Raw genomic sequence first — 15,361 nt, forward strand, 5'->3', positions numbered from 1 at the left:
AAAGGCGCCGAAAGAAATGTAAGAGTCCATGCGCTTTTGAATGATATAAGTTACCGAATTTTTAAAAATGGAAAAACAATGCAACTTGGTTTACAATAATAATGTGAAATTAAAGGAGGTACCATTATGCCACAAACTTACCAACAGTATTTACAGGAGCACCGTGAACAGCATCTTAAGGAACTGTTTGACATTCTTAAAATCCCGAGCATCAGTTCCTTATCTGAATATAAAGAAGATGTCAGGAATGCGGCAGAATGGTTAAAAGCGGAACTGGAGAAAACCGGAATGGAACATGCGGAGGTCATGAAAACGAAAGGGCATCCCGTTGTTTATGCTGACTGGCTGCACGCGGATGGGAAACCAACTGTCCTTATTTACGGGCATTACGATGTCCAGCCGGTTGATCCGCTGAACTTATGGGAAAGCGATCCCTTTCAGCCGGAAATTCGCGATGATAAAATTTATGCCCGCGGTGTGAGCGATGATAAAGGGCAGATTTTTATGCATGTCAAAGCAATCGATGCGTTCCTGCAAACGGATGGCAAGCTGCCTGTCAATATAAAAGTGCTTTTCGAAGGAGAGGAAGAAATCGGCAGCCCGCACCTGCCGGCCTTTGTGGAAGAACATAAGGATCTTTTGGCGGCGGATTTGATCGTCATATCCGATACTGGCATGCCGGAAAAAGATAAGCCAACGATCTGTTACGGGCTGCGCGGGTTATGCGGCCTTCAAATCAATGTGAAAGGAGCGACAAGCGATCTGCATTCGGGTGAGTACGGCGGCGGTGTCCAAAACGCAGCAACGGCACTTGTCGAATTATTGGCGTCTTTCCATGATAGAGACGGCAAAGTTTTAGTGGAAGGATTTTACGATAAAGTGGAGGAACTGACAGCTGAAGAAAAAGAAGCCTTCGCCAAATTGCAGGTGGATGAGGAAAAACTGCGTAAACAACTTGGCGTACCGGAGCTTTTCGGGGAAAAAGGATATTCGTATACGGAAAGGACATCCGTCCGCCCGACGCTTGAAATCAACGGCATGCAGAGCGGCTTTACCGGGGAAGGGCTGAAAACCGTGCTGCCGTCCGAAGCGTTTGCCAAAATGACATGCCGGCTCGTGCCGAAGCAGGATCCGTATGAAATTCTGGAACTATTGAAAAAACATATCCATGCCCATACCCCAAAAGGTGTAACCGTTACGGTAACCGAGTTTGATAAAGGCTATCCGTATGTTACACCATTGGACCACCCGGCCATCCAGGCTGCCGGCAGGGCGTATGAAAAAGTGTACCAAGTGCCGGTGACGTATACCCGTGGCGGCGGTTCGATTCCGATCGTGGCGGCCTTTGATAACATTTTAAAACTGCCGGTAGTGCTGATGGGGTTTGCGCTTCCGACCGAAAATGCCCATGCGCCGAACGAACATTTCCATCTAGAAAACTTTGGCAAAGGTTTGGAAACAATTTGTGCCTATTGGAATGAGCTGCAAACGTTAATCTTTTCATAAAATATTGATGGGGAGAGCCCCCCTCATAGGGACTTTTCGATTTTTCTGTATTCCAAAACTGCTGGGACAGGAGTGTGGGAGGAATGCGCCCGGTCATATTGGGAGTATGTGCCGCCTTCTTTTTTGCGATGACATTTATTTTAAACCGTTCGATGGAGCTGTCAGGGGGCAGCTGGATTTGGAGCGCTTCTTTAAGGTATATTTTTATGGTGCCTTTTCTTTTGACGATTGTATTCGCGAGGAAGAAATTTAGCGGGCTTTGGAAGGAAATGCGAAAGCGGCCTTTTCAGTGGCTGTTGTGGAGCTTTTCAGGCTTTGTGCTTTTTTATGCGCCGTTATGTTATGCGGCAGCATTTGCGCCGGGCTGGCTTGTTGCGGGCACCTGGCAGATTACGATTATCCGGGTCGCTGCTGGCGCCTTTCTTTTTTAAAACCGTCCAAACAAAAAAAGGGCAGGTAAAAATGCGGAAAAAAATTCCGTTCCTGGGGCTGCGCTGGTCGCTTTTGATTTTATTAGGAGTTTTTCTTATGCAGCTGGAACAGGCCGGCCGCATTTCATTGCATCAAATTGCTTTGGGCGTATTGCCGGTGCTCGTGGCAACTTTTGCATATCCATTGGGGAACCGCAAAATGATGGAAATTTGCGAAGGGCGTCTTGATACATTCCAGCGCGTGCTCGGCATGACGCTTGCAAGTCTGCCTTTTTGGTTCATCCTTTCCCTTTACTGTCTGTATACATCCGGGCCGCCTGCTGAAACGCAAATCATCCAGTCGGACATCGTCGCAATTTTTTCCGGGGTGATCGCAACGGTACTGTTTTTTAAAGCAACCGATCTTGTCCGTGGTGATATGGCAAAATTATTACTCGTAGAGGCGACCCAGTCTTTAGAAGTACTGTTTGCGCTTTTTGGGGAAATGGTTTTTTTATCAATTCCAATACCCCGTTAATTTCCTGGATTGGAATCATGACCGTTATTGCCGGAATGGTGCTGCATAGCCTCACTTCCCGTAGAGTTGAAACGCCTGCTGCTTACGATGTGAAAGAAACCGAGACAAGTGTATAATTTGATCGGGAAAATTTGAGACAAAATGAGACACTTTGAGACTGTTGTCCCAATTTGTCTCATTTTTTGTTTCTGTAATTTTTGAAAAAACCGCCGCAGCAAGGCTTTTTCATTTGGCATACTTTTTGCGTATATATTAGGCGAAAGAATTATGACAAGGAGGATGGGTTGGATGGAAACATTAAAAGCAAGTGAACTGCAGTTAAGCAGGGAAAAGGCGCATTGGATGATCCAAAAAATGTTTGAAATCCGCAAATTTGAAGACAAAGTGCATGAAGTGTTTGCGACCGGAATTTTGCCGGGATTTGTCCACTTGTATGCCGGTGAAGAAGCGGTGGCCGTCGGAGTTTGCGCCCATCTGAACAATGAAGACACGATAACGAGCACGCACCGCGGCCATGGTCACTGTATTGCCAAAGGCTGCGATTTAAAAGGGATGATGGCGGAGATTTACGGAAAAGCAACTGGCCTGTGCAAAGGAAAAGGAGGATCGATGCATATTGCCGACCTGGATAAAGGGATGCTCGGGGCAAACGGGATTGTCGGTGGTGGATTTCCGCTTGCATGCGGAGCAGCGCTGACAGCGAAGTATAAAAAGACCCGAAATGTAAGCGTTTGCTTCTTTGGCGACGGCGCGAACAACCACGGCACTTTCCACGAAGGCATCAATTTGGCGGCAGCTTGGAAGCTTCCGGTTGTGTTTGTTGCAGAAAATAACGGCTACGCAGAAGCTACGCCTTTCTCCTATGCATCCAGTTGCAAAACGATCGCAGACAGGGCCATTTCCTATAATATTCCTGGTGTGCGCGTCGATGGGAAAGATGTTGTCGCTGTGTACCAAGCTGCGAAGGAAGCGGTGGAAAGGGCGCGCAACGGGGAAGGCCCGACTTTAATTGAATGTGTGACTTATCGGAACTACGGCCATTTTGAAGGCGATGCGCAGACCTATAAAGCGGAAAAAGAAAAAGCAGAGCAGCTGAACGAAAAGGATGCCATCTTGCAGTTTAAAAAATATTTGATTGAGCAAAATTTGATGACCGAATCGGTAATCGACAGCCTGGAACAAAAAGTAGACAACGAGATTACCGAAGCCGTGAAATTCAGCGAAGAAAGCCCTTATCCGGATTCGTCCGAGCTGTTGACGGATGTATATGTATCTTACTAATCCATGAAAAAGGAGGGATTTCAAATGGGAAGAATAATCACGATGTCACAGGCGATCAATGAAGCGATTAAACTTGCAATGAGGAAAGACGAAAATGTCATTCTAATGGGGGAAGATGTTGCAGGCGGCGCGGAAGTCGACCATCTGCAGGACGAGGAAGCATGGGGCGGTGTGCTCGGCGTCACAAAAGGCCTTGTCCAGGAATTCGGCCGTGAACGCATTCTCGATACACCAATTACGGAAGCGGGCTATATGGGGGCTGCGATGGCCGCGGCGTCAACTGGCTTAAGGCCGATTGCAGAGCTCATGTTCAACGATTTTATCGGCAGCTGTTTGGACGAAGTGCTGAACCAGGGCGCAAAGTTCCGCTACATGTTCGGCGGGAAAGCGCAGGTGCCGGTCACGGTGAGGACAATGTATGGCGCGGGATTCCGGGCGGCGGCCCAGCACTCGCAAAGCCTGTATGCGCTTTTTACCGCAATCCCGGGCTTAAAAGTGGTTGTCCCGTCCACGCCTTACGATGCAAAAGGGCTCCTGCTCGCTGCGATCGAAGACAATGATCCAGTGATCTTTTTCGAAGATAAAACGCTTTACAACATGAAAGGGGAGGTGCCGGAAGATTATTATACGATCCCGCTCGGCAAAGCGGATATCAAGCGTGAAGGCAGCGACTTAACCATTGTTGCGATCGGAAAGCAGGTCCAGACAGCGCTCGAGGCAGCGGAAACCCTTGCCAATAACGGGATAGAAGTTGAAGTGGTAGACCCGCGCAGCTTATCGCCGCTCGATGAAAACGTGATTCTCCAATCGGTTGCAAAGACGAACAGGCTGATCGTCGTCGATGAGGCCAATCCGAGGTGCAATGTTGCGACTGATATTGCGGCACTTGTTGCGGATAAAGGATTTGACGATCTTGATGCCCCGATCAAACGTATCACTGCGCCGCACACGCCGGTTCCGTTCTCGCCGGTGCTGGAAGACTTGTATTTGCCGTCACCGCAAAAAATCGTGCAAGCTGTATCGGAAATTTTAGGGGAACCAATCGGACAATAACAGACAGATAGAAAGAAAGGAGTGATCGGCATGCCGGTTGAAGTCATCATGCCAAAGCTGGGGATGGCCATGAAGGAAGGAACGGTTTCACAATGGAATAAAACGGAAGGTGATCCTGTCAAAAAAGGCGATCTAATCGCCAATATCAATTCGGAAAAAATTGAAATGGAGATTGAATCACCGGCTGATGGGACCATTTTAAAAATCAATGTGCCGGAAGGAGAAGGGGTGCCGCCCGGAACGGTGATCTGCTATATCGGAAACCCAGGTGAAAAAGTTGAAGCAAGCAAAACCGCGGTGCAGGCAGCCGAGGAGAAAAACGAAGAACGGGGCGTGAAAGTGGATAATATTGGAAAATATCCGTTAAGGCAGGAAAAAGAGCAGGTCAAAATCTCCCCGGTTGCGCGGAAAATGGCGGAAGCAGCGGGCCTTAAACCGGAAGACATCCAAGGCACCGGACCGGGAGGAAGAATTACAAAAGAAGATGTTCAGCGGGCAATGAAAGCATTAAAAGAAAATTCGGCGGAAACACGGATCGAAAAGGCTGAACCTGCGGCGGAAACGGCGAAACGGACACCGGTTTCCGGCATGCGTAAAGTGATTGCCGGCCGAATGCTCGACAGCCTGCAAAGCACAGCGCAGCTTACGATTACAATGAAAGCCGACGTAACAGAACTGGTTGCTTTGCAAAAACAATCAAAAGAAACGGTGGCTAAGCGTTACGGCGGCAAATTGACGATGACCGATTTTGTCGCGAGGGCCGTTATTCTGGCACTCAAGCAGCATCCGATTATGAACAGCGCGTACATTGATGATTCGATTGTCACCTATCCGGACGTTCATTTAGGCATTGCGGTTGCGCTTGAAAAAGGACTCGTTGTTCCGGCCATCCGCAACGCGGGAAGCAAAACGCTGATCGAGCTGTCAAAAGAAATAAAAGAAAAAGCACTAGCGGCACGGGAGGGAAAACTACTAACCGACGATTTGCAGGGTTCGACATTTACAATTTCAAGCCTCGGAGCAAGCGGCGTTGAATTTTTCACCCCAATTTTAAATCCTCCGGAAGCCGGCATTTTAGGCATCGGTGCGGTTTCGGACGAAGCTGTGTTTATTGGTGATACGGTAAAAAAAAGGAGCCGGCTGCCGCTCAGCCTGACGTTTGACCATCGCGCGCTCGACGGGGCGCCTGCAGCAGCCTTTTTACAAACTGTAAAACAATATTTGGAAGAGCCGATTACGATGCTTTTGTGAAGAAAGGAGGGAGAAAAATTGGCAACGATCGCGATTATCGGCGGCGGGCCAGCCGGGTACGTCGCCGCCATTACAGCGGCACAGCAGGGGGCAGGTGTCATATTGATTGAGCAGGCATCTTTAGGCGGCACCTGCTTAAATGAAGGATGCATACCGACCAAAACGCTTTTGGAAAGCGCCGGACGATACAGGGACATACAGCATGAAGAAACATTCGGCATCCGGTTAAACGGTCGGGATGTTACAGTTGACTGGACGGCAGTGCTTGACAGGAAAAATGCCATTGTTTCGCATCTTGTGCAGGGCGTTCAATACTTAATGAAGAAAAATAAGATTAAAGTGGTGCAGGGAAAGGCAGTCTTCCAATCGAGCTGCTCCGTTTTAGTGGAAACGTCGAACGGCACTGTTGAGATCGAAGCGGACCGGTTTATCATTGCAACGGGGTCGGAGCCAGCCGCGCTCCCGTTCGCCCCGTTTGACGGAAAATGGGTGATCGACAGCACGCAGGCTATGTCCCTGCCCGGGATTCCATCTTCCTTATTGATTGTCGGCGGCGGTGTAATCGGGTGCGAGTTCGCCAGCATTTACAGCCGGCTTGGCGTAAAGGTTTCAATCGTGGAAATGGCGGACCAGATTTTGCCGGGTGAAGATGCCGATATCGCGGCAATTTTAAAGGAACAGCTGGAAAAAGACGGGGTGAACATTTACAAGTCTGCAGCGGTGAAGGAATTGGATCCGGAAAAGAATTGCGCTGTTGTAGAACATGCAGGTCAAAATGTTGAGATGTATGCGGATTACGCGCTTGTTTCCATCGGAAGAAAACCGAATACACAAGGCCTGGGGCTGGAAAACGCCGGTGTGGAGTATTCAAAAACTGGGATTATGGTGAACGAAAAAATGCAGACGACCCATCCGGATATTTATGCATGTGGAGATTGCATCGGCGGCATCCAGCTTGCCCATGTCGCCTTCCACGAAGGCAAAGTTGCCGCGTTAAATGCGTGCGGCATCGAAACTTCAGCCAATTACCGGGCCGTTCCACGCTGCATTTACACTTTTCCTGAAATTGCCGGCGTCGGCTTGACTGAAAAGCAGGCAAAAGAGATGTATGGTTCGGTCCGGATCGGCGAATTCCCGTTTTCGGCAAACGGAAAAGCGATGATTTCCGGGGAGCAGGCGGGAAAAGTCAAAGTCGTAATTGAACTGGAATATGAAGAAGTGGTCGGTTTGTCCATTGCGGGCCCGCATGCAACGGAATTGATCGGGCAGGGGGCGCTGATGCTGAATGCGGAAATGACGGCCGATATGCTTGATCAGTATATTGTCGCCCACCCGACTGTTTCGGAAGCGATCCATGAAGCGTTGCTGAATGCAACAGGCCAGGCCGTGCATATATTATGATTTCCCGGCAGTCGGAAAACTGCCGGGAAATCTATTTCAATTTTTTTTATAAAAACGATTAGCCACTTTGTTATATTGAAAACGCTTTCTAGATTCGTTTATAATAGAAAAGTAGTCACCACGAACTTCATTCCTGTTTCGAAACATTTCTATTATAAATCGGGAGGGATGAAAGATGGCGGTATGTTATTTGAATACTTGGAAACGGTTTGTACAGGAAGGAACATTGGATCCGGCCAGGCTGAACAAAAGAATCGCAGAATCATGGTACCGTTGCAAAAAGCGGGATGTCAACCCTTATTTGCGGAAAGGGCAGCATATCCTGCCGGACTATAAACTTGCAAAAAAGCGGGAATTACATAAAGTATTTTTGGATACTATGGCAAAACACCTGAAGCAAATGGAGCATATGATTCGTGAAGCCGGGATGATGGCGCTGATCATCGACCCCGAAGGCTATGTATTGTCGATTTCAGGAAGCCTGAGAACGATCCATGAAGCCGAAAAAATTAATTTTGTCGAAGGCGTTTGCTGGACGGAAGAACAGGTGGGGACAAACGCGATCGGAACGTCGCTGCAGACAGGCGAAGCCGTTATGGTCAATGGCACCGAGCACTTTTCGATTGCTTCCCACCAATGGAGCTGCGCTGCCGCACCGATTTACGACAGCCGCAAAAATTTATTGGGTGTGATTGATTTATCCTGCCCGTATGAACAGTCTCATCCTTTTATGCTCGGCATGGCTTCTTCATTGGCTTATGCCGTGGAACAGGAAACATTCCGTCTTGCCTCCCTCCGGCATGAAGTATTGGTCCAAAAGGCTGTTAAATTGGCGGAACAATATACGGATCAGCCGTTTGTGATTGTGGATCAGGAAGGAAAAGCCGTTGCGGCAAGCCGGCCTGTCCGCGAAAAGGTGCCGGGTTATTTCGGGAGACCGCTTGAAGAAATCACCTCTAAAGCATTCACCATTTTAAAACAGTCTCCACTTTTGTCTTCCTATCAGGAAAAAATTGGTACATGTTTCTTACTATCGGAATATCCAAATCAGTTAATCCGTAAAAACCAAAAAGAAACATTCCATTTTCAAGGTGCAGCAGGCATTAATAAAAGTTTTCAAGATACATTACAAAAAACAAAGCTCGCGGCATTATCCGATACCACCTGTTTTATCACGGGGGAGACAGGCACTGGAAAAGAGCTTATTGCGAGCGCTATCCATGAAAACAGCAGGCGGAAAAACGGGCCGTTTGTTGCGGTCAATTGCGGCGCCATTCCCCGGGATTTAATGGAAAGCGAGTTTTTCGGCTATGCGGAAGGGGCTTTTACCGGCGCAAAAAAGCACGGTTACAAAGGGAAATTTGAACAGGCAAACGGCGGTACGTTATTTTTGGATGAAGTGGCTGAACTGCCGTTTTCGATGCAGACGGCATTATTACGCGTAGTGCAGGAAAGAAAAGTGGTTCCGGTCGGCGCGGCGAAAGAAGTAGCTGTCGATGTCCGGATCGTGGCCGCCACCCACAGGGATTTGCCGAAGCTCGTGAAAGAAGGAAAGTTCCGCGAGGATTTATACTACCGCCTTTTTGTCTTTCCGATCCATGTGCCGCCCCTGAGGGAGAGAAAAGAAGACATCCCGGCACTCATAAGGTATTTATGCAAGCAGCGGAATTGGGATTTTGTTGTGCCGCGATTCGCCATGGAAAAGATGCTGGATTATGATTGGCCGGGCAATATCCGCGAACTTATGAACGTTCTTGAAAATATGCAGTTGCTCAACATGGCAGGTGAGGAAGAAGTGGAGCGGTACGTCCGCAATTATTTTTCCGCCCAAAAAGGGTTGCCCGAAGCGGAAAAACAGGCACCGGAACTGAGCGCCAGGGAGAAAATCGAGCGCGATATGATCATTGAAACGTTAAAGCATACGAAAGGTAAAGCGGCAGCTGCGGCGAAATTACTGGACATTCCGCGCAGCACTTTTTACAGGAAACTGCGGAAATACGGCCTGTGATAAGGGTTTGACGCCCCGTTTCAGGGGGTAGAAACATATATAGTGAAGAAACCGGGTGATTCAGTTGCTTGATGTATGATATAGAAAGAGATCAAAGGTATACGTATTTTGAGTTTTTTATAAAAAATTGCATTGCTTTTATATTACTGCAGGCGAATTTAAGGTGGAAACCGCGAAACATAGAATAAAAGAACTTCCGCTGGCGCCTGACCGATTTTTGCTGGATGCTATTGATTATGGTTCGTTTCGATTCGTCGGACCTAAAGTTTCAGGGACCGTCTATTGCGGAACACTAAGGCAGTATATTTGAAAAATTATAAAAATCATTTGCCGATTTTCTCCTGAAAAGGTATTCTAAATGTGAGGAGGGATGGATTTGGCAAATTTTGCAGAGAAAACGGAAAGATGTGCCGGGGATAGATTAACGAAAGTGGCAGAAAATGTCTACAAGCTGGTTGTCCGTTTTCCGTTTGGTATGCGGGCGGTCAATTGTTATCTGTTTAAAGGGGAAAAAGGATATACCGTTGTCGATACAGGGGATTACCATGAAGGCGCAATGAACACCTGGGAAGCGTTGCTTGAACCTGGCTTCCCGCTTGAAAAACTTGTATTGACCCATGCGCATCCCGATCATCTCGGGCTTGCGAAGTGGCTAAAAGAACAGTATCATGTGCCCATTTTCATGTCGGATTTAAGCTGGCAGGTGGTGCAGGAAACAAAAGCGCGGTTTACAGCTTCGCATGATAAGTATGACCATATTTTACAAAAACACGGCGGGCCTGCCTTGCCGAAGCGGAATTACGCAAGGGAAATCCCGAAATACGACTTTGAGCCGGATGGACTTTTTACGAATCGTGAAATGATTTTCTTAGGGGACGATGAATATGAAACGATTTGGACGCCGGGCCATGCACCGGACCATTTTTGTTTTTACAACCGCGAAAAGAAAATCATGGTGCTCGGGGACCATGTATTAAAAGACCTGTCTCCGATTGTGGCGGCATGGTCGGAAAAAGATGAGAATCCGTTACAAGATTATTTTGACTCCTTGGACCGGATCAAAGACTTGCCGGCAAATGTCGCACTGCCGGGGCACGGCGGTTTGATTGGCGATGTAAAGGAGCGGGCGGAAAGTATCCGTATGCGCCATGAGCACCGGTTGGATCAAATTCTGGAGTCGCTGGAAACGGGCCGGAAAACAGCTGCCCAAATCTGCCGCGAAGTCTATGGCGACGTCGGGATCAAAAAATTTTTTTCACCGTTTATGGCAACGGTTACAAGATGCATCTATCTTGAATCGGCCGGGAAAATTTCCAGTGAGATGGTTGGCGGGAATATTTTTTATTTTATCCGGTAGTAGTTTTTCAAATGGTCTGCTTTGGAATCCGCTGCAATGGATTTTAAAGCAGATTATTTTTTTACAGTTTGACAAGAAATCAAAAAATTGCTGCTATAATTGACTTAATAGATTTTAAAAGAATTTGGAGTTGATCGCATGTACAGTTTCAAAAATGATTACAGCGAAGGGGCACATCCCCGTATTTTGAAAGCGTTAATGAAAACAAATTTTGAACAGGAAGCCGGATACGGGGAAGACCGGTATTCACAGCAGGCGGTTGAACTGCTGAAGAATAGGCTTGGGCGCAATGATGTGGATATTCACCTATTATCGGGTGGGACGCAAACCAACCTGACGGCCATTTCTTCATTCCTAAAGCCCCACGAAGCGGCGATTGCAGCTGAAACCGGCCATATTTTTACCCACGAAACAGGTGCGATCGAAGCAACTGGCCATAAAGTTGTTGCAATGAAAACGGCCGATGGGAAATTGACCCCTGCCCATATCCAGCAAATTCTCGACGGTCATCCCGACGAACATATGGTAAAACCAAAGCTTGTATACATATCAGAATCAACCGAAATCGGTTCAGTTTATCATAAGCGAGAACTTGAGGAATTGAGCGTTTTTTGCAAAGAGCATGATTTGCTCTTGTATATGGACGGGGCAAGGCTGGGATCGGCATTATGCGCGGACGGCAGTGATTTAAGGCTTGAAGAGATTCCCGATCTTGTTGATGCTTTTTACATTGGCGGAACAAAAAACGGCGCGTTGCTCGGTGAAGCATTGGTGATTTGCAATGATGTACTGAAAGCAGACTTCCGTTATTTGATGAAGCAAAGAGGAGCGCTGCTGGCAAAAGGGAGGCTGATTGGAATCCAGTTTGTGGAGCTTTTCCGGGACAATCTTTTTTTTGAACTGGCCATGCAAGCGAATCAAAAGGCGGCCTTGCTTCGGGAAGGAATCAGTGAAGCGGGTTTTGAATTTCTTACTGATTCCCCTACCAACCAGATTTTTCCGATCTTTCCGAACGCGCTGATCGCTGAGCTTGAGAAGAAATATGCGTTTCTGGTATGGGAAAAAGTTGATGGCGGGCATTCCGCCATCCGGCTTGTTACTTCATGGGCGGCGAAAGAGGATATGGTGCGGGCTTTTATTGCAGACGTAAAGACTAACAGGGTACCGGGAAAAGCGTAATCATCCGAATGTGAATAAAAACGCCAGTGGGCTAAACACCGGAGGAAAAGGCAACATATAGTGCAGAGCAGCGCATGAATGAAAACTGTTTTTAAGTAATCCGCTTCAATTACAGCCACTACCATGGCATATGAAGTGGACGATTTTTTCCGTCCAACAGCATGAATACGCCATCCCCGGTCTGTAAGGGGTCGCTGTCCGATCGTATGTTTCATATCTCGCCAGTTTTTATTATACCGGATATATGTGATAATAGAACGTATGTTTGTGCGTGAGGTACTTCAAAAAAATAAGCGGAATCATGAGGAGAAATCTGATTCCGTTTTTTCGTATGCCTGTTTTGTCCGTTCGTCAAAGCAAACCATCCAAACTTCCTGGACGCGTTCGGATGTTTCAAGGAACCGATGGATTGTACGGACAGCGATCTTGGCGGCCTGATCGAGCGGGAACTGGTAAACGCCGGTACTGATGGAAGGGAATGCAACGGTTCGGCATCCGTGCAATTCCGCCAGTTTCAGGCTGTTTTTGTAACTGTTTTCCAGCAATTCGGCTTCACGATGGTCGCCTCCCTGCCATACCGGACCCGGTGTATGGATTACGTATTTTGCCGGCAGCCGATAGCCCTTTGTAATTTTTGCTTCTCCGGTTGGGCAGCCGTTCAATTTCCGGCATTCTTCCAACAGTTCAGGCCCTGCTGCCCGATGGATTGCCCCATCAACACCCCCTCCGCCGAGCAATGTCGTGTTTGCCGCATTAACAATCGCATCTGCAGCAACCGTCGTAATATCGCCAAGCATTATTTGAAAAGATTTCATTTGCCGACCTCCCCGTGTCTTCCTTGTACTATTTTACCACAGGCAAGGGGAACACACCTTTTCCAAAATAACCGGTATAGTAAAAAACGTTTACATCCATACTTTTATTGTAAAAATACAACGGGAGGCACCTTATATGGACATACAACGCGCGCAAGAAATTATGAATTCTTCGGAGATGGTGAATGTTACCTTGAATGGCGAGAGAATTTATATTGAACATGTCGACCGGCAGAAAGGGACAGCAACCGTCCATCTACTCGATAAACCGGATGAAAAGATGAGTGTATCCGTAACCAATTTGCTTGAACATTAAAAACGCCGCTCAAAATAGCGGCGTTTTTTCTGAAAAAAATCAGCTTGACACAAAAAAATCAAACATTTAGAATTTTAAGTACGGATTGGTCGCCATGATAGAAAGCCAGTTTACAAATCACTGAATGGCTTTCAATTTTTCGCAAAGGGGTTTGGGAAATGGATATCGGAAACTGAACAAGCGTGATGGGCGTGGCGTCAGGACTCGGCGAAGCAACGGTAAGAAGGATTGCCGCAAGTGGCGTGAAGGCATATATTTTGGACCTTCAGAAAGAAAAAGGAGAGAAGCTCGCAGAAGAACTGGGGGATCAAGTTCGCTTTATCCAAGCAAATGTGGCCGATGAGGAAAGTGTGCACGCCACCTTGGAACGAATTGAAAGCGTTAACATTTTAGTAAACTGTGCCGGGAGCGGCGAAGCCAAAAAACTTGATTTCTCTGGGATGCCACCGGCGCGCACTGCAGGCGCAAAAAGAAGGCCGTTTCAACCGTGAGATCATGCCCGCTTGAGGTCGTTTTACCGGGCGGTATGAATACGATCGTGGATAAAGACGAAGGGCCACGGGAAGATACATCGTTAGAAAAACTGTCAGGATTGAAGCCGGCGTTTAAAGAAGCCGGACATATTACGGCTGGAAATTCGAGCCAAATCGGCGACGGCGCAGCGGCGATTTTGCTGATGTCGCGCGAAAAAGCGGAAGACCTTGGCCTGAAACCCCGGTTCAGGGTGGTAGCACGTTCTGTTGTCGGGTCTGATCTGACATTGATGCAGACGGACCCGACCGAAAAAGTGCTGAAAAAAGCGGGACTTACGATCCAGGATATTGATGTGTTTGAAGTGAATGAGGCTTTTGCTTCCGTACCCCTTCCCTGACTGGCCGAAACTGACGCTGATGCTAAGAAGCTGAATCCGAATGGGGGTGCGATCATGCTTTGGCATCTGCTTGGCGCAAGCGGGGCCAGGCTGATGACAAATTGATGGATGCTTGAATTGGAGAGGACAGGCGACAGATATGGCCTGCAGACGATGTGCGAAGGGCATGGAATGGCAAATGTCACCATAATTGAAAGATTGGATTAAAGGTGCTTTTTTCTCATTGAGAGGAGGGAGTTGTATTTTTCCATTAATCGATATTGTTGTATTGGATTTGTCAAGGCTTTTGCCTGGCCCGTTCTGTACAATGATCCTTGCTGATTTCGGAGCGGAAGTGATCAAGATAGAAGCGCCAGGGGCTGGAGACTACGCGCGCCATTTTGAACCGAAGCTCGATGAAAACAGTACGATGTTTCATTCCTTGAACCGGAACAAAAAAAGCATTGTGCTCGATTTAAAGTCTGAGGAAGGCAAAAAGGAATTTTTAAAAATGGCGGAAACAGCCGATGTAGTGGTGGAATCATTCCGCCCCGGGGTCATGAAACGGCTCGGTCTTGATTATGAAACATTGAAAAAAGCAAATCCAAGCCTTGTTTATTGCGCCATCACGGGGTATGGGCAGACCGGCCCCTATGCCCAAATGCCGGGTCACGATATTAATTATATTAGTTATGCCGGCCTCCTGAATCTCATGGGAGAAAAAGGCGGGAAACCTGTTGTCCCTGCGGTGCAGATCGCGGATATCGGGGGCGGGGCTTATCCGGCAGTGGTGGGGATTCTGCTCGCGCTTTTGGAAAGGGAAAAATCCGGGAAAGGCCAGTTTGTCGATATTTCAATGATGGACGGGGTGCTTTCCTTCATGCAGGCAACACTCCCAAACTACTTGATGAAAAAGATTGATGCGAAACGCGGGAAGCAAATGCTATCCGGTGCGCTTGCCTGCTACGGGGTGTATGAAACAAAGGACGGGCGATGGCTGGCAGTTGGCGCCTTGGAGCCGAAATTTTGGGCCAATTTTTGTAATGGCATTATGAGACCGGATCTGATCCCGCTGCAAAACGAACCAATTGTACAGGAAAAATTAAAACGGGAAATCGAAACAATTAAACTTCAGAAATCACTTTCTGAATGGATGGAGATTTTTAAAGATACGGAAGCCTGTGTTACCCCGGTACTGGATTTTTCCGAAATGGAGCATCATCAGCAAGTCGTCGCCAGGAAAATGATCCAGACGGTTCCGGTTGAAAATGTTGGCGAAGTAAAGCAAATCGGCATTCCGATTAAGTTATCCGACACACCGGGAAAAATTCGTTTCGAAGCACCAAAACTGGGGGACTCCCGGACGTTACATGAATAGAAAATATCCGAAAAGGAG

Annotated in this window: 12 protein-coding genes and 2 pseudogenes; 13 read left to right on the forward strand and 1 reads right to left on the reverse strand. The window is 47.6% G+C overall.

From position 1 onward, the window contains the following. Positions 1 to 126: 126 nt before the first annotated feature. The 9 genes and pseudogenes from GBH70_RS07690 (at position 127) to GBH70_RS07730 (ending at position 11,984) form a co-directional block, all read left to right on the forward strand. Complete coding sequence (locus GBH70_RS07690; protein WP_151680499.1) at positions 127 to 1,506, forward strand: dipeptidase; 1,380 nt, start codon at positions 127 to 129, stop codon at positions 1,504 to 1,506. A gap of 83 nt (positions 1,507 to 1,589) precedes the next feature. Continuing rightward, positions 1,590 to 2,570 (forward strand): annotated as a pseudogene (locus GBH70_RS07695) (DMT family transporter). 172 nt (positions 2,571 to 2,742) lie between these two features. Next, the gene (locus tag GBH70_RS07700) at positions 2,743 to 3,735 is read left to right on the forward strand and encodes a thiamine pyrophosphate-dependent dehydrogenase E1 component subunit alpha (RefSeq protein WP_151680500.1); all 993 of its coding nucleotides are present in this window, start codon (positions 2,743 to 2,745) and stop codon (positions 3,733 to 3,735) included. 24 nt (positions 3,736 to 3,759) lie between these two features. Then, a complete protein-coding gene (locus tag GBH70_RS07705; RefSeq protein WP_151680501.1) occupies positions 3,760 to 4,788 on the forward strand; it encodes an alpha-ketoacid dehydrogenase subunit beta in 1,029 nt (342 codons plus the stop codon). 30 nt (positions 4,789 to 4,818) lie between these two features. Continuing rightward, positions 4,819 to 6,039, forward strand: a complete 1,221-nt coding sequence (locus tag GBH70_RS07710; protein WP_151680502.1) for a dihydrolipoamide acetyltransferase family protein — start codon at positions 4,819 to 4,821, stop codon at positions 6,037 to 6,039. 18 nt (positions 6,040 to 6,057) lie between these two features. Further along, a complete protein-coding gene (gene lpdA, locus GBH70_RS07715) occupies positions 6,058 to 7,440 on the forward strand; it encodes a dihydrolipoyl dehydrogenase (protein WP_151680503.1) in 1,383 nt (460 codons plus the stop codon). A 175-nt stretch (positions 7,441 to 7,615) separates the two neighbouring features. Further along, positions 7,616 to 9,448, forward strand: coding sequence for a sigma-54-dependent Fis family transcriptional regulator (locus tag GBH70_RS07720; RefSeq protein WP_151680504.1), 1,833 nt, complete (start codon positions 7,616 to 7,618; stop codon positions 9,446 to 9,448). A gap of 376 nt (positions 9,449 to 9,824) precedes the next feature. Beyond that, a complete protein-coding gene (locus GBH70_RS07725; protein ID WP_151680505.1) occupies positions 9,825 to 10,805 on the forward strand; it encodes an MBL fold metallo-hydrolase in 981 nt (326 codons plus the stop codon). A gap of 138 nt (positions 10,806 to 10,943) precedes the next feature. Then, entirely contained in the window at positions 10,944 to 11,984 is a 1,041-nt protein-coding gene (locus GBH70_RS07730) for a threonine aldolase family protein (RefSeq protein ID WP_151680506.1), read from the forward strand. Positions 11,985 to 12,283: 299 nt separating this feature from the next. On the opposite strand, the gene GBH70_RS07735 is transcribed toward GBH70_RS07730, so the two are convergent. Continuing rightward, complete coding sequence (locus tag GBH70_RS07735; RefSeq protein ID WP_151680507.1) at positions 12,284 to 12,799, reverse strand: O-acetyl-ADP-ribose deacetylase; 516 nt, start codon at positions 12,797 to 12,799, stop codon at positions 12,284 to 12,286. A gap of 136 nt (positions 12,800 to 12,935) precedes the next feature. Between GBH70_RS07735 and GBH70_RS07740 the strand changes: the two genes are divergently transcribed. The 4 genes and pseudogenes from GBH70_RS07740 (at position 12,936) to GBH70_RS07755 (ending at position 15,343) form a co-directional block, all read left to right on the forward strand. After that, a complete protein-coding gene (locus tag GBH70_RS07740) occupies positions 12,936 to 13,115 on the forward strand; it encodes an H-type small acid-soluble spore protein (RefSeq protein WP_151680508.1) in 180 nt (59 codons plus the stop codon). 185 nt (positions 13,116 to 13,300) lie between these two features. Further along, on the forward strand, positions 13,301 to 13,606 hold the full coding sequence (locus GBH70_RS07745; protein WP_151680509.1) for an SDR family NAD(P)-dependent oxidoreductase: 306 nt from the start codon (positions 13,301 to 13,303) through the stop codon (positions 13,604 to 13,606). After that, positions 13,548 to 14,193 (forward strand): annotated as a pseudogene (locus GBH70_RS07750) (thiolase family protein); the annotation flags it as partial. The gene GBH70_RS07745 and the pseudogene GBH70_RS07750, both read left to right, overlap by 59 nt. A 16-nt stretch (positions 14,194 to 14,209) precedes the next feature. Further along, a complete protein-coding gene (locus GBH70_RS07755) occupies positions 14,210 to 15,343 on the forward strand; it encodes a CaiB/BaiF CoA transferase family protein (RefSeq protein WP_253693610.1) in 1,134 nt (377 codons plus the stop codon). Positions 15,344 to 15,361 lie beyond the last annotated feature (18 nt).

The organism is Weizmannia acidilactici (genome assembly GCF_008974225.1).
Classification (GTDB): domain Bacteria; phylum Bacillota; class Bacilli; order Bacillales; family Bacillaceae_C; genus Weizmannia; species Weizmannia acidilactici.